27 protein-coding genes are annotated in these 22,881 nt (G+C 49.9%); 11 read left to right on the top strand and 16 right to left on the bottom strand.

Translation table 11 applies throughout. The features are described from left to right. Window positions 1-16: 16 nt before the first annotated feature. Window positions 17-778, bottom strand: coding sequence for a hypothetical protein (locus tag MA03_RS03885; protein WP_191118752.1), 762 nt, complete (start codon window positions 776-778; stop codon window positions 17-19). Window positions 779-843: 65 nt separating this feature from the next. Here MA03_RS03885 and MA03_RS03880 point away from each other — a divergent pair, with 65 nt between their 5' ends. The 7 genes from MA03_RS03880 to MA03_RS03850 all read left to right on the top strand — a co-directional run bounded on the left by MA03_RS03880 (window position 844) and on the right by MA03_RS03850 (window position 9,834). Then, the gene (locus MA03_RS03880; RefSeq protein WP_052884020.1) at window positions 844-1,569 is read left to right on the top strand and encodes an ABC transporter ATP-binding protein; all 726 of its coding nucleotides are present in this window, start codon (window positions 844-846) and stop codon (window positions 1,567-1,569) included. Beyond that, window positions 1,566-2,888 carry an ABC transporter permease gene (locus MA03_RS03875; protein WP_052884019.1) on the top strand — a complete coding sequence of 441 codons (1,323 nt, stop codon included), beginning with the start codon at window positions 1,566-1,568 and terminating at the stop codon, window positions 2,886-2,888. Before MA03_RS03880 ends, MA03_RS03875 begins: the two co-directional genes overlap by 4 nt. Window positions 2,889-3,049: 161 nt before the next feature. Beyond that, window positions 3,050-4,561, top strand: coding sequence for an ABC transporter substrate-binding protein (locus MA03_RS03870; RefSeq protein ID WP_052884018.1), 1,512 nt, complete (start codon window positions 3,050-3,052; stop codon window positions 4,559-4,561). Between the two features lie 35 nt (window positions 4,562-4,596). Continuing rightward, the gene (locus MA03_RS03865) at window positions 4,597-5,508 is read left to right on the top strand and encodes a carbohydrate ABC transporter permease (RefSeq protein ID WP_052884887.1); all 912 of its coding nucleotides are present in this window, start codon (window positions 4,597-4,599) and stop codon (window positions 5,506-5,508) included. A gap of 9 nt (window positions 5,509-5,517) precedes the next feature. Beyond that, complete coding sequence (locus MA03_RS03860) at window positions 5,518-6,360, top strand: carbohydrate ABC transporter permease (protein ID WP_191118751.1); 843 nt, start codon at window positions 5,518-5,520, stop codon at window positions 6,358-6,360. Between the two features lie 6 nt (window positions 6,361-6,366). Continuing rightward, window positions 6,367-7,440 carry an ABC transporter ATP-binding protein gene (locus MA03_RS03855; RefSeq protein WP_052884016.1) on the top strand — a complete coding sequence of 358 codons (1,074 nt, stop codon included), beginning with the start codon at window positions 6,367-6,369 and terminating at the stop codon, window positions 7,438-7,440. Between the two features lie 51 nt (window positions 7,441-7,491). Beyond that, complete coding sequence (locus MA03_RS03850; RefSeq protein ID WP_052884015.1) at window positions 7,492-9,834, top strand: thermopsin family protease; 2,343 nt, start codon at window positions 7,492-7,494, stop codon at window positions 9,832-9,834. A 177-nt stretch (window positions 9,835-10,011) separates the two neighbouring features. Here MA03_RS03850 and MA03_RS03845 read toward each other — a convergent pair whose 3' ends face one another. The 5 genes from MA03_RS03845 to MA03_RS03825 all read right to left on the bottom strand — a co-directional run bounded on the left by MA03_RS03845 (window position 10,012) and on the right by MA03_RS03825 (window position 14,415). Continuing rightward, the gene (locus MA03_RS03845) at window positions 10,012-10,485 is read right to left on the bottom strand and encodes a ferritin-like domain-containing protein (protein WP_052884014.1); all 474 of its coding nucleotides are present in this window, start codon (window positions 10,483-10,485) and stop codon (window positions 10,012-10,014) included. A 76-nt stretch (window positions 10,486-10,561) separates the two neighbouring features. After that, on the bottom strand, window positions 10,562-11,182 hold the full coding sequence (locus MA03_RS03840) for a DUF973 family protein (RefSeq protein WP_052884013.1): 621 nt from the start codon (window positions 11,180-11,182) through the stop codon (window positions 10,562-10,564). Window positions 11,183-11,284: 102 nt separating this feature from the next. After that, on the bottom strand, window positions 11,285-12,097 hold the full coding sequence (locus MA03_RS03835) for a V4R domain-containing protein (protein ID WP_052884012.1): 813 nt from the start codon (window positions 12,095-12,097) through the stop codon (window positions 11,285-11,287). Between the two features lie 192 nt (window positions 12,098-12,289). After that, window positions 12,290-13,918 (bottom strand): hypothetical protein, encoded by a 1,629-nt coding sequence (locus MA03_RS03830; RefSeq protein WP_052884011.1) that lies wholly within the window; start codon window positions 13,916-13,918, stop codon window positions 12,290-12,292. 71 nt (window positions 13,919-13,989) lie between these two features. After that, on the bottom strand, window positions 13,990-14,415 hold the full coding sequence (locus MA03_RS03825; RefSeq protein WP_052884010.1) for an archaellin/type IV pilin N-terminal domain-containing protein: 426 nt from the start codon (window positions 14,413-14,415) through the stop codon (window positions 13,990-13,992). Window positions 14,416-14,508: 93 nt separating this feature from the next. Between MA03_RS03825 and MA03_RS03820 the strand changes: the two genes are divergently transcribed. Next, a complete protein-coding gene (locus tag MA03_RS03820) occupies window positions 14,509-15,330 on the top strand; it encodes a hypothetical protein (protein ID WP_052884009.1) in 822 nt (273 codons plus the stop codon). 3 nt (window positions 15,331-15,333) lie between these two features. Continuing rightward, a complete protein-coding gene (locus MA03_RS03815; protein ID WP_052884008.1) occupies window positions 15,334-15,534 on the top strand; it encodes a hypothetical protein in 201 nt (66 codons plus the stop codon). Here the strand turns inward: MA03_RS03815 and MA03_RS03810 are convergent. From MA03_RS03810 to MA03_RS03800, 3 genes are read right to left on the bottom strand one after another with little or no spacing between them, the layout of a single operon-like run. Beyond that, window positions 15,531-16,442: a type II secretion system F family protein gene (locus MA03_RS03810; RefSeq protein WP_052884007.1), complete on the bottom strand. Its 912-nt coding sequence runs from the start codon at window positions 16,440-16,442 to the stop codon at window positions 15,531-15,533. The genes MA03_RS03815 and MA03_RS03810 overlap by 4 nt on opposite strands. Before the next feature lie 3 nt (window positions 16,443-16,445). Further along, window positions 16,446-17,309 (bottom strand): type II secretion system F family protein, encoded by an 864-nt coding sequence (locus MA03_RS03805; protein WP_191118749.1) that lies wholly within the window; start codon window positions 17,307-17,309, stop codon window positions 16,446-16,448. Next, a complete protein-coding gene (locus MA03_RS03800) occupies window positions 17,306-18,817 on the bottom strand; it encodes a type II/IV secretion system ATPase subunit (RefSeq protein WP_052884005.1) in 1,512 nt (503 codons plus the stop codon). The genes MA03_RS03805 and MA03_RS03800 overlap by 4 nt, the downstream gene beginning before the upstream one ends. Window positions 18,818-18,991: 174 nt before the next feature. Here MA03_RS03800 and MA03_RS03795 point away from each other — a divergent pair, with 174 nt between their 5' ends. Next, entirely contained in the window at window positions 18,992-19,954 is a 963-nt protein-coding gene (locus MA03_RS03795) for a TackOD1 domain-containing metal-binding protein (RefSeq protein ID WP_052884004.1), read from the top strand. Between the two features lie 116 nt (window positions 19,955-20,070). Here the strand turns inward: MA03_RS03795 and MA03_RS03790 are convergent, their stop codons facing one another. The 6 genes from MA03_RS03790 to MA03_RS03775 all read right to left on the bottom strand — a co-directional run bounded on the left by MA03_RS03790 (window position 20,071) and on the right by MA03_RS03775 (window position 22,106). Continuing rightward, window positions 20,071-20,526, bottom strand: a complete 456-nt coding sequence (locus MA03_RS03790; RefSeq protein ID WP_191118748.1) for a type II toxin-antitoxin system VapC family toxin — start codon at window positions 20,524-20,526, stop codon at window positions 20,071-20,073. Beyond that, window positions 20,516-20,749: a hypothetical protein gene (locus MA03_RS03785; protein WP_236944926.1), complete on the bottom strand. Its 234-nt coding sequence runs from the start codon at window positions 20,747-20,749 to the stop codon at window positions 20,516-20,518. The genes MA03_RS03790 and MA03_RS03785 overlap by 11 nt, the downstream gene beginning before the upstream one ends. A gap of 138 nt (window positions 20,750-20,887) precedes the next feature. Further along, window positions 20,888-21,268 (bottom strand): hypothetical protein, encoded by a 381-nt coding sequence (locus tag MA03_RS03780; protein ID WP_191118747.1) that lies wholly within the window; start codon window positions 21,266-21,268, stop codon window positions 20,888-20,890. A 19-nt stretch (window positions 21,269-21,287) separates the two neighbouring features. Beyond that, window positions 21,288-21,410: a hypothetical protein gene (locus tag MA03_RS08990; protein ID WP_257719669.1), complete on the bottom strand. Its 123-nt coding sequence runs from the start codon at window positions 21,408-21,410 to the stop codon at window positions 21,288-21,290. A gap of 9 nt (window positions 21,411-21,419) precedes the next feature. Next, on the bottom strand, window positions 21,420-21,578 hold the full coding sequence (locus MA03_RS08645; RefSeq protein ID WP_191118746.1) for a hypothetical protein: 159 nt from the start codon (window positions 21,576-21,578) through the stop codon (window positions 21,420-21,422). A gap of 114 nt (window positions 21,579-21,692) precedes the next feature. After that, window positions 21,693-22,106: a hypothetical protein gene (locus MA03_RS03775; RefSeq protein ID WP_191118745.1), complete on the bottom strand. Its 414-nt coding sequence runs from the start codon at window positions 22,104-22,106 to the stop codon at window positions 21,693-21,695. On the opposite strand from MA03_RS03775, the gene MA03_RS08640 reads away from it, so the two are divergent. Further along, entirely contained in the window at window positions 22,096-22,269 is a 174-nt protein-coding gene (locus tag MA03_RS08640; protein WP_191118744.1) for a hypothetical protein, read from the top strand. The two genes, MA03_RS03775 and MA03_RS08640, sit on opposite strands and share 11 nt — an antisense overlap. Window positions 22,270-22,448: 179 nt before the next feature. Here MA03_RS08640 and MA03_RS03770 read toward each other — a convergent pair whose 3' ends face one another. Beyond that, on the bottom strand, window positions 22,449-22,715 hold the full coding sequence (locus MA03_RS03770) for a hypothetical protein (protein ID WP_052884001.1): 267 nt from the start codon (window positions 22,713-22,715) through the stop codon (window positions 22,449-22,451). Between the last annotated feature and the right edge of the window lie 166 nt (window positions 22,716-22,881).

Here is a 22,881-nt window from a genome sequence, read left to right as displayed (position 1 = left end):
GAATATATCTATTTTACTATGGTAGGCTAATGTAGAGCTTTAACATGGGTTGGTAAAACGCGTTTGCGACAACTCCCTTCAATAGGAAGTCTAGCGCAATGAACGCCAGAGAATACAGTAGCATCTTCTTCACATCATCCTCAATGATCAACTTCCGCTTCTTGAAAAACAGGAAGGAAATTCTAGAGAGGCTCGTCCCTAATAGGACGTACCCAACAACGCGTAGTATCGCGTAGATCTGCCAGGAAAGTAAAGCAACTTCAAGGAAGTGTCCAGGCATAGCATGGAGCAGCAGTATACCCACATAGAAGTTCATGTAGTCTAGAAGGTAGGCTCCCATGAAGAGCCCTGCAAAGCCAACCGTTAGAAAGGATGCCATTGAAAACACTACGATCTCTATTATCTTAGGAACGATGAACAACGAGGGGTCACCTTCGGCTCCCTTACCCGTTGCTATCCAGGAAAACATTTCTTTAACATAGTCAGCCCCCTTGGCCACAAGCCCTGCTCCCTCAAGCCCATTCGAATAAGCGTAGTGTATCATCAGAAGAGAGGCTAGTATGGCCCAGGAGAACACTAGCAGGCTTGCCGTCCACAACTTTCCCTTATACACTTGGTAGGCAAAGCCTGGGTATACCGCTAGAGTAAGAATTAGAGGTAGCAGGATCGGATTAAATCTAGCTAGGACAAGCCCGACGTAGAAGGCTATGGCTGTAGCCGATAGAACAGATATGAAGCATATAAGGGTGTTCCAGCAGAATTTTTTAGGGTCTTCCAAGCTCTTGCCCCCTAACAAATCTTATATTTTCCTATATATTTTTTCATTTAAAGTGTGACCTGTTCATGCATGCCGTCCTGGTCAAAGGACTCGTGAAGGATTATGGCTCCTTCAGGGCTCTCAATGGTATAAGCTTTGAAGTCCAAGAAGGCGAAGTCTTCGGCCTCATAGGTCCCAATGGCGCCGGCAAGACAACCACGTTCAGGATACTTGCAGGCCTGCTCCAACCCACCTCCGGTGAGGTTCTAGTCCTCGGCGAGAAGCCCGGGACATTGAAGGTTAAGAGGCAAATAGCATACCTCCCCGAGGACGCAGGCTCATACAGGAATCTCACAGGCTACGAGTTCCTAAGGCTCGTCGCAGAGCTCTATTATGGGAGAACAAGGGAAGCGGAGGAGGCTGTTGAACTCGGGATTAAGATCTCGGGTCTAGGTGAGAAAATACACGAGAAAATGAAGACCTACAGCAAGGGTATGAAGAGGCGTGTACAAGTTGCACGGGTATTGATGCTGAGGCCTAAACTAGCCATAATGGATGAGCCTACCGCGGGCCTAGACGTGATTCAGGCAAAAGAGATACGCGACCTCATCAAGGAGAACGCTAAGAGCTTCGGCGTCACTATACTTCTCTCAAGCCACAACATGCTTGAAGTAGAGGACGTCTGCTCACGCGTGGCAATGCTTAACAAGGGCCTCATAATAGAGGAGGGTCCCGTTAAGGAGCTCATCTCCAAGCACGGGGTCAGGAATCTAGAAGAAGTGTTCTTCAAGCTAGCAGGTGGTGTCACGTGATCAGGCCCCTTCTTATCAAAGAGGTAAAGGACACGCTTCGCGACCCTAGAATCTTAGTACCTTTCATCCTAAGCGCCCTAATAATGCCAGTGGTGGGCCTTGTGATCATGGTTCCAATGCGTACGGCAGTGCAGGAAGCAGTACAGATGACTCAGAACATAGGTGTCTTAAACCTTGACAACGGGTACTACTCGAGACTGCTCCTCGAGTGGTTATCACGCAAGGGCTACACTATAACCTACCTTGAAAAAGGGGGTAACAACATATATTCGGAGGCGTCAGCCAAAGGACTAAAGCTTATACTAGTAATCCCTAACTCGTTTTCATCGTCAATTGAGAACGAAAAGCCTCTAAACGTCACGCTTATCGCGATAGTAGACGAGATCTCCTTTACCTCGGGTATCCAAACCGGGCGTCTACTCGAATCTTTGAAATCCTTCTACCTCGAACTACTGGCGAACAACTCAGGGATCAATCCTCAGCTTCTCCAGAATCCCGTCGAGTCGGTACCCCAGACCTACATCTCAAGCAAGAAATTATTCCTACCAGCCGATCCTGGATCTCTCTTTGGGCTAGTAATGGCAGCCCTCTTCATTCCTATAATAGTTATGTCCATAGCCATGGTGGTCATGCAGATGTCAGCGACCTCCATGGCCGTAGAAAACGAGGAAAAGACTCTAGAAACCCTTCTTACGATGCCCGTACCTGCGCGGGACATACTAACGGCGAAACTGCTCGGAATGTTCGTAGTCTCTCTCTTAGGCTCACTCTTTGAGATGATAGGGATAGGCCTTTACTTTTTAATAGTGCTTACAAGCTTTCCTACGGAACCACAAATCACGGCTCAGCAAGCTGCTCCTCCATATTCCCCAGCTGCCATTGATTTACTACCCTCAGGGAGCCTAGTCCTCCTGGTACCCAGCTTACTTATTTCACTATTCTTTGCAGCAGCCCTAGGAGTAGTAATAGGCGCCCTAAGCAAAGACGTTAGAATAGCCAACACAATCCTAGGGCCTCTCTCCATGCTAATCTTCCTCCCAGGATACTTTGTTATATTCGCTCCATCCCAAATGCTAGGCCCCGTTGTTAAGGCAATACTCTATATCTTCCCACTAACCCAGCCAACAATACTAGCCAAGGATATCGTGGCCTCAGTTCCACCCGCACAGACTCCTCTCTACCTAGTCCTCTCCATAATCCTCACCATACTTCTCGTCTACCTAACTTCACACATCCTCTCCCTAGAGACTCTCTCGAGAATACAGTCTGCCGTTGAGCAAGTCACAGCTAAGCTCAGAAAGAAACGTACTAGCATATAAAACTAAAGCTTTACAGCTATATATTCTTCTTATAGAAATCAATACTTTCTTTTAATCTTATGTTTATGTATTTAGACTTTTTATTCTTATTTTACATAAACCTTTAAAGCTTACGGGAAAAAGATTTATAGAGTATAAAGTTCAGAAAAAAATGAGCAAGCATGCAAGCAAAAACTCAGAAATCAATTGCACTGCTTCTCATAGTAGTTCTCGTCCTTGGTTTCGCTGTCGGCTATCTTGTCCACTGGGCTACAGCTCCACAGCCATCCGCTCCGGCAGGAGAGGTAGTCCCTAAAAGTGAGTATGACAAGCTAAACCAAGAGCTACAGACTCTGAAAAACCAGCTGCAACAACTACAGCAGCAACAAGGCGGCAAACCCGTAGAGATAGTGATAACAGCATGGACGCAGGGACCTGAGCGAGAATCAATATATCGTCAGCTGAACCTGGTAGAGGCAGCAAACAGGCTTAACACTATATTCAAGGTCGTCGGCGTCCCAGCCACTGTAAAGGTGGAGGGCGACTTCTCTACAGCGAGCTGGACGGACTACAGGAACAAGGTTTTCCTCGCGTTGCAAGGTGGCACTGGTCCCTGTATCTTCCAGATGGAGCATCACTACTCAGCCTTGCTTAGCGAAAATGGCTGGATTATTCCTTTAGACGACTATGTCAAGAAGTACTGGAACTGGACATACTATGACATAATAAGCGGTCTATGGGACGCCGTTACATACAAAGGGCACATATGGGGTATACCTCAGGACACCGAAGCCCGACCAATCTTCTACAACAAGCTACTACTAAAACAGCTCGGCTGGACCGATGACCAGATAAACTCACTCCCCGACAAGATCAAGAGCGGACAGTTTACTCTACAAGACCTACTGCGCGTAGCTGAGGAGGCTGTCCAGAAGGGCGTGGTACAGCCAGGCTACGCCATATGGCATAGGCCCAGCGCTGGACCCGACTGGCCTATAGTATACTTGGCATTCGGAGGCACGCTCCAAGACCCCACCACGGGCAAGCTTGTCGCTGACATGAAGGCTTGGAAGAAGACCTTCGACTGGTTCTACGAGGCCTCCATGCAGAAGGGCAAGGCTATTTCAGACAAGATAACTTCCCTAGACTTCAACAGGGACATTCACCCCACAATAGTCTCTGGGAAGGTCCTCTTCTGGATGGGAGGCATATGGAACAAGGCACAGTGGGTAGGCTCCTTCAACTTATCAGAGGATAGATTCTGGCAAATGTTCGGCTTTGCCTTGTACCCCGCCGGTGAGCCAGGCTTAAAGCCGGTAACACTCTCACAGCCTCAAGCCTACTTCGTATCAAAGTCCTGCAAATACCCCGAGATAGCCTTCCTTATAATCACCCTCGCCACCGATCCATACCTGAACTCGCTGCATGCGGTTAAAAGTGCACACCTAGCGATACTATACGACCAGCTCTCAGATCCCGTATACACTAAGGACAAGTTCCTAGCCGCAACGGGTTACATGGTACAATACGCCAAATACCAGCCTTTACACCCGAAGTGGAGCGACTACAACACCATAATCTTTAACGTCATAAAGGGAATAGAGACAGGGCAGTTCAACTCTGATCAGGCTCTCCAGGTCTTCAGACAGAACCTACAGAATACTCTAGGTGACAGTGTAATCATTAGGGATTAAAAAATAAAAATATTTTTTTCTGGGTGGTTCTCTACATGGCTTTTGGTAGACGCTGGGTTCGAATCGCGGTTCTAGCATTAATGCTGGTGCCGGCTACAATCGTCATCGTGCTTTTCATGCTTATCCCGGCCGTTCTCACAGTGCTTATATCTCTAACAAACCTTGACTACCGCTTTATATGGGAGTGGATCGGCCTCGCAAACTACCAGAAGTTTATAACTGACATCAACACTCCAATATTTGTAAAGAACACTATAATATTCGTGACAGGGACCTTGACTTTTAACGTTCTAGTTGGACTATTCCTCGCCCTAGTATCCACACACGTCCACGACACCCTGGGAACCCTCATGAGAGCATTATGGTACCTTCCCAGGGTTATGCCCTCCGTCATCTACGCGTTTATAATGATGTGGATCTTCTCTCCCATGGATACCGGCTTCCTAAACACAATACTGAGGGGTTTGGGAGAGCGTCCAGTGGCGTGGACCTTCCACTACTACTGGCCCTTCCTTATAATAGTTAACGGCTTCATAGGCTGTAGCTTCGGAATGGTTATATTCAGCTCCGCTATAAAATCCATACCTCAAGACTACATCATCGCGGCCAAGGTTGACGGGGCCTCACAGCTCACAATTGTTAGGAGGATAATACTCCCCCTTATCAAGTGGCAGATAGCATTCGTAGTAGCCTACCAGACTCTCTCGCTACTCGCGTCCTTCGAATACATACTGCTCACCCTTGACGGCGGCCCTGGATACTACTCCACAGAGGTGATGATACTTCAAGCGTATCATCTCGCCTTTGGTCAATACCTTGCGAGTATGAGGTACGGCTATGCGACGGTCTTTGTCACCATACTGCTTGTCATCGGCCTAATACTTTCGGTGGTTTACTGGAAGGTTTTCAGGCTAAGGGAGTTGATGGCGGAGCCTAAGATGGAGTAGGTGGTGGATGTGAGGTTGAAATTATCAACTGTACTCCTGTATTTTACGGCTATAGTATTAACACTCATAATAATTGTACCTTTAGCTCTACTCATAGGATTAGCCTTCAGCAAGAGCCAAGTTACGATAGAGGGATTCACGCTAGACAACTTCAACTTCATAAGGAACGGAATATTATTCCAAGAGAACCCTGTCTATAGTAAGCTCTACCCCAACGTGTACACCGTTACAGTTAACACAATGATACTTGCATTCGGAAACATGCTCCTCGTAGTATTGATATCCTCCATGGCGGCATACGTTATTTCGCGCTACAGTTTCCGGGGCAGGAGCACCCTTCTAGGAACCTTCCTCGTGATTCACGGCGTCCCCGCATCGGTTCTCTTAATCGCCCTCTACTTCCTATTGCGCCAGCTTAACCTCCTCAACACCCTAGCAGGGGTTATATTGGTCAGGATGTCCGTCGACCTACCCTTAGGTGTGTGGGTTTTAAAGGGCTTCTACGACAGCATACCATGGGACATTGAGATAGCAAGCCTTGTAGACGGGACCAGCAGGCTGGGCGCCTTCTACCGTGTAATGCTACCACTGGTCACACCGGGAATCTTCGCTGTAGCCCTCTTCTCTTTCCTGAGCGGGTGGGGCGAGTACATTTTCGTGTACACGTTCATACAGTCCCAGACAAACTGGACCCTCTCCCTTCTCATAAGGAGCCTGGTGGGGGAGATGGGCGGCATAAACCTCGCGCTCATAGCCGCGCTCTCAGTGTTCTACCTCATACCCGTGATCGTGCTCTACGTCGTTGGTGAAAAGTATTTGGTTAGGGTCACAATAGGTGGTGTAAAGGGGTGAGTTTGAATGGTTAGGGTAAGACTGGAAAACGTGTCCAAGATCTTTAAGGGAGGCGTCGACGCAGTTAAAAACCTAAACCTAGAAGTCAAAGACAAAGAGTTCGTTGTCCTGCTTGGGCCAAGCGGCTGCGGAAAGACGACGACACTCCTGATGATAGCAGGAGTCTACAAGCCCACAACAGGCTACATCTACTTTGATGACGTAGTGGTGAACGACCTTGAACCAAAGGACAGGAACATAGGAATGGTTTTCCAGAGCTACGCGCTCTATCCGCACATGACAGTCTACGAGAACATAGCTTTCCCCCTGAAACTCAAGAAACTATCAAAGCAAGAGATCGATGAGAGAGTAAAGGAGGTCGCAAAGACACTCCACATCGAGGATCTCCTTAACAGGAAGCCTGGACAGCTCAGCGGTGGCCAACAGCAGCGCGTCGCTCTAGCAAGGGCAATAGTGAAGCGTCCACAGCTTTTCCTGATGGACGAGCCCCTAAGCAACCTCGACGCCAAGATAAGGGTAGAAGTAAGGGCGGAGCTCAAGAGGCTCCAAAGGGATTTAGGCATAACCACGATATACGTCACCCACGACCAGGCAGAGGCAATGAGCCTAGCAGACAGGGTTGCAGTCCTCAACAAGGGTGAGCTCCAACAGTACTCGACCCCCGAGGAGCTATACAGGAACCCGGCGAACACCTTTGTGGCAGGCTTTATCGGAAGCCCGCCAGCGAACCTGCTCCAGGCCGACGTAGTCTTCGAGCCACAGCCAAGGCTAGAGGTTGCTGGAGCCGTATTTCCACTGCCACAAGACATAGCACAAGTTCTACGCGAGAAGGGCGAGACAAAAGTAACCCTAATGGTTAGACCAGAACACCTCGTCGTACGTAAAGGTAAAACCTTTACTGTCTACTCGGTGGAGTGGCTAGGACGGGAAGAGTTCGCTTTCCTCTCAGCCCCGGACGGGACACTGATAAGAGCTGTCCTCCCACCCGAGGAACGTTTCAACATAGGGGACGGCGTCGAGGTATCCTTCGACTACGGAAAGGTACACTTTTATAGGCGGAGCGGCGAGTTGATAATCTAACACGTCCTCGAAAAATAACCTTTATTTTTTGATAAAAAATACCTTTATACGATGCGTAGAGTCTTACTCCTGTTAACGCTCTTTATATTCCTTTTTTCACTCAAAACCTTGCTTGCACAGGACAACTGCGTAAGCTTATCATACATGATTCACGACGCCATACCCCCGAACACCTATCACTTCTATGAGGTCTACTTTTCTCGCCCCGGGATCGTCGACATAACAATGTATCCTGAGCTAACCTCGACTGCCCCTGTACAGATGGTCGTTCTGGACACGGAGCAAAACAGCCAGATAGCGTCCACGAACCCTCAAACGTTTCTATCCCAGATGCTCTCGGCGAGAACAACCACGCCCAGAAGGATAGGGCTTGCAATACTAAACCCGTCAAGTTTAACAGCAAGGATAAGCGGCAGGCTCACAGTTCACCTTTGCGGCGCGCCAGCCCTAGCCTGGGCCCTCGAACGCATGACTTCCACATCCCAGACCAGCCTCGGAGCGGCAGCCCCCATAGGAATAATAGACACGGGGATATCCTTTATAAACGGAACATACACAGCCTATGCCTACAATTTCACCGCGGCAAGAGCTGAGATCGGCTTCACAGACGGCTTCGCCGCAACCAGCTTCAGCACCTCAGGTACAAGCCCCGGTGCTAGCGTCCAGCTCAACCTGAACCTTGAAGTGGTTACACTTTCAGGTTCTCTGCAAAGGTACTGGTTACAGGAGGTGCTTGTAATTGAAGGGAATAAGGTCTACGTCAACATAAACATATGGAACATAACGATGGTGCATAAGGACGCCACGTGTACACTATCCCCGTTGCTCGCAACAGCTATTACCGGTAAGGGCACAGTCCGCTTTTATAGCGGCGGATCTGGGGGCTGCGAAGGCTACCTTTACGCTTACGCAGAGCCGACAACCAAACCCTTGGGCCCTACAAGCCTCGAAGTCAGCCTTGCGAGAACAACAGGTACAATCACAATCATGTTCCTGAGAGATGGAGTATTAGTCGACCAAGTGTCCTTAACACCCTACTCTGGTGCCTATAAGGCAAGCCTTACAGTAAAACCCCTCCTATGGGAGTGGAGCCCAATAGACGCTGAGCTTGTATTCGCGGGAAAGTCAGCAGACTATCCCTTAGCCCTGCTCAACTCTGGCCAAGTAACCCTAAAACTAGAATACCTACGCGATAGCCAGTGGTCAACCCCCCTCACAGCCTGGTCAACCGGGGGAAACACGTACGAGAAATCAGTTGCCTCAGCATCGCTTGTAAGGCCGGGAATAATGATTGTGAAGCCAGGATCTACCGAAGCCAAGCTCCTCTGGTCCTCCCTTGTACTCGTCAAAACACCCCTAGGGTTAAACTTCTCAACCAGCACCGATATCTCGCGTTTCATAAAGCCCATAATAGACCTGGGCAACGGTACCAGGCTCGTCCAGCCCACAGTTTTCGTCGAGGGTAAGCCCTTCAACGCCACAAGGGTTTGGCCTGGGGCTGTCGTTGAGATCAAGTATCTTATACAACATCTAGTTTATCTAACACTTCCACACAAGAGGAGTGAGCTCTGGGTCTACGATGGAACAAGGGTCGCCTCCCTGATTCCAGAGGTTATTGATGCTGGAGAAGGAGTAAGGTACAAGCTCGAGAAGATAACATTCTCGGGCGCCGAGGTCAACAGTAGCTACGAGATCAAGAGGCCGGGCGAGCTCATAGGCTACTATCGTAAACAATTCCTAGTAACAATAAAATCCCTCAACGAGACCACCCTATGGGTTGATGAAGGAACACCACTCAAGGCCATGTTACCTGAAGTTATTAATCTAGGGAATAATACTAGGCTCGCAAAGCCCGCGGTAAGATACAAGGCAAACACCTGGAATCTGAGCGAAGCCAAGATCATAGGTCCCGGAACATATGAAGTCACCTATACGAGGCAATACTTCTGCACAATATCCCTCCTAGCAGGCGTCACAGCCGAATGGGTCGACCAGGGCTCCACAATCCTCCTGCACGCCTCACCCACCGTCATAAACGGCGTACTTTACGTGCCAACTACGTTCATCATAGACGGTGAGAAAACAAGTAGAAAAGAAGTCGTGGTTGACAGGCCTTTAAACATCAAGGCTCTTTACGAAGCCGTAGCAGATCTGGACGTATCAAGCCTAGGCTTCCCGGCACTCTACGCTGAAGCAAGCCTCAGCTGTGCTTTAAAGTCGTCCCGGAACTCCTCCCTACTCGTATACCGGTTACGCGTCGTTATACCTGAGACCTCTACAGCTGACTGCAGCGTATCGTCAATCGTAGTGCCATTATGGCCCATTCTGCTCGCTTTAACCTTCTCAAGTATAGCGGTCATCCTATTCCGCAAGAAAAAGAGGCTTGATAAATAAAGCCTTGAGTTAAACCCTCAAATCTAAGCGTTAAATTTTTAATAGACATCATTAAGCATTATTTGAGCAACCATGCCGTGCAAGTCTAAAAGTAAACAGAAATCTGAAAATGATAAGGGAAAAAACACTAAAACCAAAAAATTCTCGAATTCCAAATAAAATCCATTTTTCTCCTCTTTAACCTCCGGGCGTCCCGTGGAATGGTACCTCCTTCCAAAGCATATCCCATATCTCAGACTCTTTTATGACCTCTCTCTTAACAATAATCTCGAGAATGTTTACAAGCATTCTGTGATGCTTGTACTCGTCATTCAGGATGTAGCGGAATATATTCTCAACCCTAGGATCCTTCAACTCACCCATATAGGTTTTAAGCTCCTTTATCATCTCCTCCTCCAGCTTTATGTGTGTCTGAACAATAACCCTCAACTTCTCAAAGTCCTCCTCGCTGATAGCAGGCGAGACATTAGTCAGGATGTTAAGTATACCCTTATACATCTCGGCGTGCTTGCGAGAGTCAAAAGCTATACTCCCCAGAATAGTCCTGATAACCTCGCTCTTCAAACCCTTAACACCACTCTCGAGATCCGAGGCATTCTTGTTCTCAAGCTCTATGCTCTTCCCCAGGCTTTTGACAAGCTTCTCGCTCATCACTTAAATCTTGGAAAAAGCCTTTTATAAATCCTAACAGTCCAGACGACTTTAACGCCAGTGCATGTTTTACGCGTTAAGACTTCAGTCCTCCCTGCGCAACCCTATATGCTTGACCGCTAGCCTCAATATACAATACAAGCCACGTTATAGGCGCGAACACCGGGATAAGAGACGAGATAAGAGCGAAAGCTCCTCCCAAGGTGAACACGCCGGAACCCAAGTATGTTCCAAGCTTCAAGGCTGTAATACCCAATCCAATATACCCCATCACACCCAATATAAAGGAAAGCCATAGAGCGATAAACCTCCCCGGAAGCTGCAAAACAGTTAACAAGGCGAAAACCCCGAGCAACACGTAACCAAAAGCCAAGCCCCAGACAGCCAAAGGCACAAGACCACTCAAGTCCTGCCTCCACCGGCCAAGAGACGCAAGCCCAGGCTGAATCTTCGAGACAAGCCCATAAATAGCTATAACTAGGAAGACCAGCATTACCACGAGAGCTATAAGCCGTGGATATGAAACCTCATATGGAACTTCACGCATATGCATGGGCATGTAGAAAGGCATAAACATCCAAAAACCTGCAAGCCAGGCAAGGCCCAGAAAAACAATATAAGCTACAAGCATTAAAAGCGAGCCCTCAGCAAGACCCCTAAGCCCATCCGCAAGCTCTTTGTCAATATTCTGAGCCATAATGGTGTAATTCTAAGCCAGAATAAAAAACCTTATGACTCGTAATCAGCAAACACACGGACACTGTGCAATAAAGCTTCATTAACCCATGTGTCCAGACTCCTATCTACTGCCCTCTTCCACTTCAACATGAAACTCGCAATAGGGGTCTCCCCTAGCTATACACTTCACCTCCCTGGCAGAAACCTCCTTCACATTCCACCGACCCGCTAGGAAGCCTGCTATAATGCCCCTGACAAAACCACTCCTTATATCACCAGCCCCCTTGAACAACTCGCACTCAAAGCTATCATAAACCCTGACGACAGCCCTATGGGCATTGTCGTCAACCCTGACAAACTCTAGGACACCGTAGCCAAGCATCTGGAACACCGCGCTCACAGCCTTGAGCTGGGTGTTAGGATCACGGAAAATACTATAATAGTCTACGAAAGCTTTCCGTCCAGCCTCGAAACCCATAAGGTAGAGCATAGCGGCGAAGGCAGAGCCAAACCTCTCCCATCCCCCCTTTATAAACCCTTCATAGACAGCTCTCCGCATTATAATCGAGCGTTCGCCCATAAAGGTTAACGGGAAGCTAAAGGTGTCGAAAACAACGCCCTCCGCTATGGGAGGTGTATACGTAACTTCTTCAACAAACCTCAGCCTTGACAGTTCGCCTCTCAAGCCCTCTGCGAGGTCTTCCCGGCCTTTTAAATCAACTATAACAATGATCCTGACCTTCAACCTGGGCGGAGTGGAAACCTTCAACTCTAGGATCGGGATATTCCTGGAAGCAAATATCATTGAGACTTCCTCGAGCAGCCCTGTAGCCTTCAAAGCCTCAGGACTAAGTATCAAGTGGTAGATGTAAGGCCGCGTACCAGGCTCGATAGCATATCGGCCCATCTCATAAGGTAACGTTTTGTTAAGCATAATTTCGAATTTAATTATAATTCATATTTTTATATACTTAACTTTTTAAAATGAGTATTATCCAATCAAAAAATAAAAACATTATCAATACCTTTTTCTTTATATCTCTGCCCCCTTAGAGGGATTCTATAACTTACTTAGTGGAATTCGCCCCTGCTGAGCAATAGGATAGCCATCACTACCGTAAAAACATTAAGGATCAACCCGAAAAACGTACCCTCCCACGACAACGTCATAAGTCCTGCTCAGAACGATTGCCCCCGATCCATCCTTTACCACGAGGGTGGCAGGCTGAACTATCGGATACAACTTCACGTCCAGCCTTGCAACGCCAGTGGCGTCGGCCACACCACTAGCCACGAGTGTAGAGCCCCTCCAAATCTCAACAGACCAGCCTGGATCAAGGCCCGTGACATTAACGTACCTCGGATCCCCAGTCGCGAGAACGAGGTCGTCGAAGAACGCCGTGCCGCCGTCAACTAATAAGCCGAAGTAGTTCGGAGACAGGGATGAATCGCTTACCTGAAGAGTCGCTAGCCCAACGCCACTCTGATCATAGAGTGTTGCGCTAAAGGAATTAACGCCGCCGCTCCGCGAATACCCGCAGTACAGGATGTACCAGCTCGAAGAGTAGCCTGCCGAGACTTGGTTGAGATCGGATATTCCACTTGTGGTTCCGAGCTCCACCTTCAGTATCACGTTCCCTTTGCTAGGCTGGATAACAACGCCATAGAACCCTCTGGTAGTCTGGGAGATATCGAGAAAGGCGAAGCCCCTATCAATCCCGTCGTTTTGGTTTACCCCTCCAAGCACGACGAGAGTCCTTATATGTGAGTAGCCGCCTATCGCCTGCGACCAACTATAAATGGAGGTACGGGAAGGACCTTTGTTGTCGTCTACTCCCTGCAGAGCGTTGGAGCCAGCCCAACCCTGACCTGTGGCTATTCTCCATTTGCCTCCCATTGCTTGCCAGCCGCTGGGCGGTGTCTCGAATGGTGTATAGAAGAGAACGGCGCTCGTGTCCGGGAGGATGTCTAGGGCGCGCACCGTGAATGTCTTAGAGTCGTCGTACCTGCCCGTGTAGCTGTTGTATGCCTTTATGGTCCAGGTATATGTTCCCTTGGTTCCGGGAAGAGTTAGAGCCAGCCTCACGGTTACTGTTGAGCCTGCTTGTATGGTTGTAGTGGTGGAGGCTGCAAGGCTACCAGCCTGGTCGTAGACCTCGACCCTACATGCCCCGCTCGAGTTCTCAGTGTTGGAGACCCCCACTACGAGGCTCGCAGTGCTGCCTGGCTGTCCGTAGATTGTACTGTTATAACTAGTTATCACGAATACCGGAGCCCCTCCGGAGGGTGGAGGAGGTGGAGGTGGCGGCGGTGGGGTTGTAGGAGTAGTAAGGGATGAGTTGAACACTGGGAAGATCCAGCAGTTTCCTCTCGCAGAGCACACCTTTACCCATAACAATAGGTTGTCCCCCGGCACAGACAAGCTTATCTCGGCCGGCTGGCCTGGGGCTAAATCGAGCTGTCCCTGCCACGCGGGGGTCTCATTCACGTATATAGCCCTCACGCGTATCCCGACACTACCTGTATTCACGAGAGTTAGCTTGACCGTCGAGGAGGAGAAAACTGCGTTTCCAATCACGATTTTCTCAGAGGCCGCAAGCCTAGACTCCAGGGCCGTGTTTGAAGCCTCATGCTCCCAGGAAAGGTAGCTGGGGAAAAGATAAGTCCAAGTAATCGCGAATCCTGCCAATACGATGACGGTTAGAAGTAAGGCTGCGATGATTTCCGCCTGTCCCAGCATGGTAGCCTTAACCATATTTAATTTCGAGGTACCTGCTATTAAATCCTTATTTACAAAAATAGTATTTTTATAAGAGAGATAAAAATTTAAGGTGCGACAAATGTGTATGTGGCCTCTGAGCCTTGCTTAGCCGTAACCTTTGCTATATATGTTTTACCAGATGTGAGAGTGCATGTTCCTTGTACTGGTACCTGTGTGGTTGAACCTTTAGGCAAAGCATAGTTGTTACTTCCACCACAGACAACTGTATAGTTTAATGTAAGGACGTAGGCTCCCACAATACTTGTGTCTACGTCACCTACATTAGCCACGTATATGTAGACCCCAGTAGTATTAACTTTGACGGCGTCAATCTTTACTCTTTCCTGTAGCTGTGTTGGTGCCTGGTGGGGGGTTATTGTGCCCATGTATCCTGTCAGCCAGATATAAGTCAGGACTGCCGCTGCTACAGCAATAACTATTAAAAGGAGCGTTGCTATCACAGGGCTTATAGCCCTCCTTTTCATACCCATCAATTTATATAATTTAATCAATGGATATAAAATTAACGTTTATTATGATAAGCGACCGATTCAGTTAAAAACCCTGAACACACCATATTATTTGTGCTGCGTAGCGGGATCTCAACTGCCCTTGGAACCATATTCTTCATAATCATAGCCTCGATGTTCCTAGCACTAATGTTCCGTATGTACACGACGTTCACATCAACCCTGAGCGAGATAGCCTCGCAGAGCTCCGAGCAGCTCGCGGAGGGACAGCCCAGCATAAGCCTGAAATACGCAGGCCTAGTAGACACGACTACTAGTATAAGAGTCATTGTCGGGGATACTACACAGTCTGGCCCTGTGTTAACTGTTTCATGCCTTAACCTCTCCTCTCGTAGTATTCCCGGGGGCGTGGTCTTCCCTTTTCCTAGAAATGCTTGTGTCGCCCTCGTCAATGTCAGTGCAACTTCAGGCGTCCTGGGATCCGTGGGAAACTTCTCGCTCAGCTCTCAAGGTCCATGCTTCGTGGAATTATTCGAGAGAGTAGGCGGGTCTTGGAGGATGACTGAAAGATTCTTCTTGAACAGCAGCAGCGTGGAGGTGAGCTTCAAGAACACGACCCTGGTATTCGCATACGACTATAACTCTACAAGGAGTTTCAGCGTTACGTTTAGCAATGTCAAGGGCTACTCCCTCCAACTGCTCCAGCAGGCCCAGGTTGTTGTTTCTAATACCGGGTACCTGCCCCTCGAGGTCTACGCGGTCTACGTCAACGGGCCAACGGGGCCCCTACCCGTGGTTCAGCAGCGCGTGGTTATCCCGCCTGGAGGGGTTCAGGTTTTCCAGCTGAGCTCTGGGTTGGTGCCCGGCTACGAGTACGAGGTTCGGGTAGTATCCAAGCTTCGAACTTACATTGCAAGGATACGGGTTGGGGGGTAAGCCTTGGAGGGCATTATAAGCGAGTTTGCAAGGAGGATTAGGGCCTTGTACCTTTTGAGGGGTGTTGCGGAGGCACTCGTCTACTTGGCTCTTGGATTACTGATGATTGTCTTGCTCCTCACGGTGTTGGCCTTTATTCACTCATTTACGGAGAAGGCCTTATCTTTTCTCCATGTGGCGCGCCTCCTAGTGGAGTGGCCCTAGATTCTCGGGGTTATAGCTGGGGCAAAGTATAGCTCCTGTAGGAAAAAGTAGAGTACGACAATTGTGAGCATCACTACTATATGGAGCAGGCTAGCCTTGACAGTCCCCCTAGCGATTTTACCCGAGACGATCCCTCCTGCAAAAGCTTGCATGCAAGCCGAGATATAGAAGATGCTCTTGAAGAGCTCGGGTGGAGGCGGAGACACGAAGCCTGGTAGCCTTACCCTGTAGAGCGGCTCGACGAATACCGAGGTTATTATAGTGGCTGTTAAAAGGAAGACGACGAGAGCGACATAGGAGACCCAGACGTACGGCGACATGTTAGCCCTCCTCTCCTCCTCGTAGCTGTTCAGAACCCCGTTCATCTCGGCTGCAGCGTCCAGTACGTCCGCTACACGGCCACCCGACCTCTGAGCCACCACCAGCAGGCTTGTAGCCCTTTTAAGGGCTGGCTCCGGGATCTTCACAGTTAAACGTTCTAGGGCCTCCTGTAGGCTTAAGCCTAGAGCTGATACGGAGAGCGCGTCAAGTATCTCTCTACCGAGGGGGTTTCCCACAGCCCTTGCGGCGACCTCGAGTGCTCTTGGGAGAGGCATGCCTGCCCTAACCCCGTCGGCCGCGCCTTTAAAGAAGGTGGGGAGCTGCCTGTTAAGGGAGTCAACATACCTGAGGTTAAGCCAGAGGATGACTGCGACGGGCGCCAGGCCGAGCGGAACTGAGATGCCTATTAAGGTGTAGAGCGTTATAGACCAGGGCAGGACAATTTCCCGCGTAAGCTCAACATAGACGAGCTCCCGGCCAACATTTCCCCAAAGCGTTGCAAGTACAATGAGCGGAAGGGAGCCTAGCGTTAGCGAGAGGAGTGCGATGATGGCAAGTCTTCTTCCGCGTAGGGGTAGGTAGGGCATAGGCTACACCTTTGATAACGCAGAGTCCAGCATGACTAGTGTAGCTGCAGCGAACGTTGGAGTGCCGATCAGCACGAGGACAGAGATGAGAAGGTTTACTGGTAGGCCTGCAATTGTTCCTCCAAGCATCCCTATAATTGCCAGCATAACTATGAACATTAGGGGGGCGGCTACCATTAGGGTTACATAGGTCTCTGAGATCGCTGCCACTGTATTCGTAACCCTGCGTAGCTCGCTTCTCTTAAGCTCGAGGAGCCTCTGAGTAGAGAAGGACGCATAGCTGTACAAGTTGCCCCCTGTGATGTATGCATCCCTTAAGCCTGAGAGAAACAGTGATAGCGCAGCTGAAGGACTACGCCTCGCCGCTCTCTCCAGGGCTGTCAGGACATCATAGCCGAGAAGCTCCAGGTCTGTGAGGAGGAGGTCTATCTCCCGTCTTATCTCCTTGTTCTCCTCGAGCTCCCTTACAGTCCTGAGTGCCTCGGTAAACGTGAGGCCTGAGGAAGCAAGCACCGCGAAATTAGCAAGCGTGTAAGGTAGCCTCGCCGTTATAGTCCAGCCCCTCGAGTGCCTCCTGTACAGGGGGTAGTAGAGGGTGAATGCAAGGAATATCAAAGTGTAGGGGATGAGGAGCACCAGCGTAAGGAGAAAGGCTACAGGTAAGGAATATCGGAGAATGTACTCGTGGATAAACAGGGAGATAGTCATCGCAAATGGTGTCGAAAGAAGGTATGCTAGGAGCCACTTCCCCAGGTATACTTCCCATACGTCAGTGAAGCCTGCAGTGTAGTATATGTCCCTGAAGGCTTTTAGCCTTTCACCAGTCAACCGGGTAATGGTTTTACCTAGAAGGTAGGGTAGGCTCAAAGCGTGTACACCCCTCTCTCGATAGCGGTGTAGACAGTCGTGGGACGCAGGGCATAGTCCCTCACAAGCCTGCTGACACGCTGGAAGTCGGTTATCTTCCTCTCAACGAGCCATTTGATTATCTCTTCTCTCCTCTTCAGCTCCTCGACCAGCAAGCTTAACGGGACACCCTCTTCCTCGGCTATCCTCGCCAAGACGGTGCTTTCGCCAACCCTCATAATCTTGTCGCTGACCTGGTCATACCTGTAAACAGGGTTCCAGGCAAGTTTATCCCCCGTTAGGATCTCGCTGACCTCCACAACCCTCCTGAAGATCTTATCCTCCGTGACAAACCTCCTAACCGTAACGAAGACATTCATCAAGGGGATGAGCGGGACAGGTACGTTCATGGGCTCAGATGTAAGCCGCTTCACCGCGTAGTCCGCGTTCTCCGCATGCATGGTGCACATTCCCGCATGCCCCGTCGCGATAGCTTGGAACAGCGTGAAGGCCTCCTCGCCTCTAACCTCCCCCACGATCACGTAGTCCGGGCGCATCCTCAAAGCTGACTTCAACAGGTCGAAGAGAGTCACATCACGGGCCCAAGGGTCGGAAGCAGGCCTCGCGACGAGTGGAACCCAGTTCTCATGAGGGAGGTTCAGCTCCGGGGTCTCCTCGATGGAGACTATCTTAGCCTCTGGACGTATAAAGGTGGCAATGGCATTTAACAGAGTGGTCTTCCCACCCGCTGTGGCCCCTACTACGATAAGGCTCTTCTTGTGCTCGACCAGGAGCCATAGGAAGGCTGCAAGCTCTGGAGACAATGTACCGCTCACCACGAGGTCCACGATCGAGAAAGGCACCTCCCTAAACTTCCTCACGGTGAACGTGCCTCCCCTGCGCGCCACCTCCGAGAGAGCAGCGTGAAGCCTATAGCCCTCAGGCAGCGAGCCCTCAACTATTGGCTGAGCCACCGATATTTGTTTCCCGGCCTTCAGGGCCAGTCTTACCAGGACGCTCTCCATCTCGGATGCATCCGCGAAGACGATGTTTGTTGGAAGGGATTCGAACCTGCTGTGCCACACGAAGACAGGCAAGCCTATACCGTCGCACGAGATATCCTCTATCTGCGGGTCCCGTATCAGCAAGTCTATCTTGCCGTACCCTAGCATGTCTCTTCTCACATAGTAGAAGACCTTGTCGAAGGCCTCCCTTGGTATCGGAAGCCTATACCTCTTTATAATCCTTTCAACGCGCTCACGCAACACCTCTTCTGCTCCACGCTTCCTGAGCTCCTCCAGGCTAGGCCTCTGCTCCTCCACAAGAATCCTCTTGAGCTCTTCTATCACAGCCTGATCCTCCCTAGTTAAAACCGGCTCTACAACCCTATACATTAACCGCCCAGTCCTCTGGTTTCTAGTTATAACTGCGTAGCCTAGCGGCGGGACAACCTCGTAGAAGTCCAGGATAATCTCCTCAGGCGGTACAATTATGGCACGTGGAGCCGACCCGGATTCAGTACTCGACACAAATTATTATATGTCGTACGTGTTAAAAACATTAACTTATATGAAAGAAGCTTGGTTTCCCATCAATACTTATTGCTATTATACTTTGGTACAAAAACATTAATCTAAGTTTCCTAAATAAGACGTTAAGAATATCAAAGTGATATTAAATAATGTTATTTAAGTTGATTATACATGCTGAGGAAGGAACAGGAGGGCACACCCCACTCCACATCTTTAGGATCTAGAGGCGTGCCCCGAGAGGCAGTTGTAGCCTTGCTATCCCTTATCCTCCAAGAGAGGATCGATGAGATAAAACCCTCATATTCCAGCGAGCTCGGCTATCACTATCCTGATATCCTCCGCGTAGCTGTAAGGTACAAGGTTCAGGACTCGGAGCTCCTCGAGGAACTCGCGAGGATGGGCGTGGTCGAGAGAGAGTACCAGGAACAGGCAATCCTTTGCCCCAAGTGCCGGTCCCACATGGTGGCTCCTAAGCTCAAATGCCCACAATGCGGCTCGGAGAGGCTTATCAAGACGATAGCTGTCAGCCACGTGAAGTGCGGCACCGTAAACGTCGTTGAGAAGATAGAGGGATCCGCATGTAAAAAATGCGGTGAACCATTATCAAAGGACAACGTTGTACTCCTAGGAATAATGTATAACTGCAGCGAGTGCGGGGCACGCTTCGAGGTTCCACACCCGCTCTTCAAGTGCAGGGCTTGCGGAGCACTATTCGACCACAGGGACGCAATCGTCCTCCCAGTCTACGCCTACAAAGTCAGGAAGGATGGAATCCAACAGGCATTAAAGAGCCTCATGATGATGGAGGTTAAAAGCGTCGCGGAAAAAATGGGTCTCACGGCTAAACTCTCCCAAGCCGTCCCAGGTAGAACGGGTTTCACCCACCGCGTGGATATTCTAGTCACAGATGGCAAGAAAAACATATCATTCGACATCGTGCCCGAGTCGCCAGAGTCTATGTCAGAGGTGCTGGCGTCAGTCGCCAAGGCCCAGGATATGCGTGACGACCACGTGGTTCTCGCGCCCTCAGGGCTGATAAGCAAGCTCGGATCACAAACCAGCAACGTCGAGGGCTACACCAGCATCGAGGATCTAAAGACAAAAGTTGCTAAAAAGCTGGAAAAGCTGAAATAGTTAAACTCTACCAGAACTACCTCCCGATCCGAATCGAGCAATCCGAGTAATTATTCCCCGAGCAGATCTTCTAGACTATATCCTCTAATTCGAGAGTATACAAGTAGCTCCTTGCTTCAAGTTCTTTGAGAACCCTCGTAATCCTTTACATGTCTCACCACTCCGAGCCCTCGAACAGCGTGGTTGCCGAGAAGCCTCTCGTCCGCGGTGTACATCAAGGCACCCAGAGAGTCGGCTAAGACTATGTAGGCGGCGTCATACACAGTCACCCCAAGGTCAAGGCTTGCCTGCAAGCTCCTGGCGATAAAACCAGGCTCTAGATTGTGTAGCACCACCCCGCTCTCCGCTATAAGCCCAAAAGCCCTCTCAGCCTGGCTTCTCCGGACTAAGCCGCGGATAACGTATTTCCTCAGCGCGCTCGCCACCTCGACCAGGAAGAAGGCGGGAGCATGCACCTCCACTAGCCCATCCAACAAGTCGTCCCTCAGCTTGAACGCATGATCACTGTAAGCCTCCAAAATAACCCACTTGACAGCTACACTCGCATCAGCCACTACAAGCCTAGTGGGCATCCCGTTCCTCTCTTATGAACTCAGCCGCGAGATTGCCCTCAATCCTCCCAATGTCCTCCCTCAGACTGTCCATCTCCCGCCTCAAAGCCTCAGCTTTTTTCCTCCTAACAAGCTCCTCAAGGTAGGCGCGTAGCTCGCTGGCATAATCTAAACCTAGCTTCTCGATCTCCTCCTTTAGCCTCCTAGGGACTCTAAAGCTGATTACAGCGCTCATCCTCCTCATGTTTACATTTTTGTGTAGACAATTTAAAGTTTACGAATTCTTCGCTACAAGAGAGAGGCATTACTTTGGACCTTTACGGTCAGGCCAAGCTCAAAAATTGGGAAGAAAAGCTTTTGAAATTGGGGCAAGGATCAGCACTTAAGACTTGTCTCTGACCAGGATTAGACCAGTATCTATACCATGCCTGGTCTCGATACCCTTGCCGACCTCCACTATTTCTCCGCCCTTGAGCCTGACCTTCAACCCCTCGAGCGCCTCGGCTGCTGAGGGCTTAAGGTCGAGGCAGATAACGAAGGCCTTGTCCGAGGACTCGAAAATTATTCTCTCGAGGATCTCGTATTCGAAGATGCGGTCAGACATCGAGACAAGGAAAGGCGGTCCGACTTCTCGCATAGCTGTATAGACCGTGTACAAGTTCCCAAACTCCTCTAAATCCACTGTTAGAATCCTTACCCCTTTCACCGACTTGCCGAACTCTTCCCCTCTCTCCTTTCTCGCCACAATATATATGGGTGACAACCCTGCCCTCGAGAACCTGTCAATTATAAACTGTTATAATTGTCAAGCCAGGCTCCAGCTCCATTAAACTTTTAGGCCTCTCCAACGAGAAAGGACGAAGCCTACTCGCAACCCCCGCAGCCACAATCACGACGGGAAGCATTACCCTCTCCTAACCCGGCGCACCCCTGTTATAAATGGCTTTAGATGCAAAACGAAGACTCTGAGCCCAAGGCCTCACAACTCTTTCAACCCCCTTCACCCGCCTCTCCATCATCTCCCACCCGTATCTCCATAGCTCCTCCAAGTCCCCTCCAGGGAGGGCCTTCATGTTGAGAACAGGTATCCTCGCTACATCCCCGGCCTCCAGGGCTACCTGTTGTCTTAGAACGTACGCACTAACTTATTGCATTATTTGTGTTTATAGGTATAGCGAGATTCTGTTTTATTCTTCCGTTTCTCCCACCCCTCCTTCTGGAGTAATAGCTTCTGCTACGTATTCGTTCAGCCACTCTCCATGCTCCACAAGCCTTCTATAGTCCTCTTCCGAGATGCCAAGAGCCTCTATGAGCTCTCTTTCCAGATGATCTTTATATTCGCTGGCTATCCTCCTTGCCAGCTCATTCAGATCGCTGTTTCCCTGCAGATGCATTCCATCAATAAACCTCCAGATGCCAGCTAGATTTGGTATCGGCAGGTGCCCCATGTGGTATGCGTGATGCCTATAATACCCGCCTCTAGCAGTCCAAGCCCACAGCTTGATCAGGTTTCTCGCCAATCTACTGTTAAGGTATAGGAGAAGCTTAGCAGCTCTGTGGATGTTCTCCTCTACCAGGAAATATACCGTTATGGAAGGCACCAGCAGCCTATCCACCTCCTTCCCGCACAGGCTTATCCTGACCCAGACGGGCAGGTGGCAAGCCTCTATGTATCTCGCGATCTCCTGCCACGCAATTCGATACTCCCTAAACTTCTCCTGGCCTACCCTGAAGATCGCCCAGGGAGGCAGGCTAGCCCTATAGTCATCCCTTCTCAGCAGGCGGCTAAGGTGCTGCGTGAAGTGCTGCGTCGCCCTCGGATAGTTAGGTAGCTTCAGGCCGGATATGGTGTATTTAATACTGATTCCTTTATTAGCAGTCGAACTCTCCAGCGGCCCTTAAGCCATTCCTAAACACTTCGCTCTTAGTAGAACCAGAACCACTCACATCAAAGTTGAAGAACAAGGACAGCACTCCCCCCCCCCACCCTGACAGTGCTTGCTAGACGTGAAACGTTTTTTGGACGCCGAGGCCAAGACATGCCTGAAGGAGTGTCCCGTAATCCTCCGGGTCTTCTCGATAAAGTCAACAACTTCCTCATTCACCACGTACTCACCCCGCTCTAAGAGCTCCCAGTACCGCTTATTCTTCAGGTCACCAAACTCCAACGCTAGCCTCTCCCTTTCCTCCTCGCCGAGACCTCTCAACATTCCAAAAGCCTGGAGTATTGCACGCGCCCCTCGTAACGCGGCCTCCCAGACACGTATTCGTGGTAAAACTCACTCGTGAACCCCTCTATCCGGTACTTCTCGCATGCAAGCCTCCACGCCTTCTCGTGGGGGTAAGCACCACAACACCGTCAAAGTCCCAGAGCAC

Origin of the sequence: Thermofilum uzonense (assembly GCF_000993805.1) — an archaeon.
Taxonomy (GTDB): Archaea; Thermoproteota; Thermoprotei; order Thermofilales; family Thermofilaceae; genus Thermofilum; species Thermofilum uzonense.
This window is presented reverse-complemented; position numbering and strand designations above follow the sequence as displayed.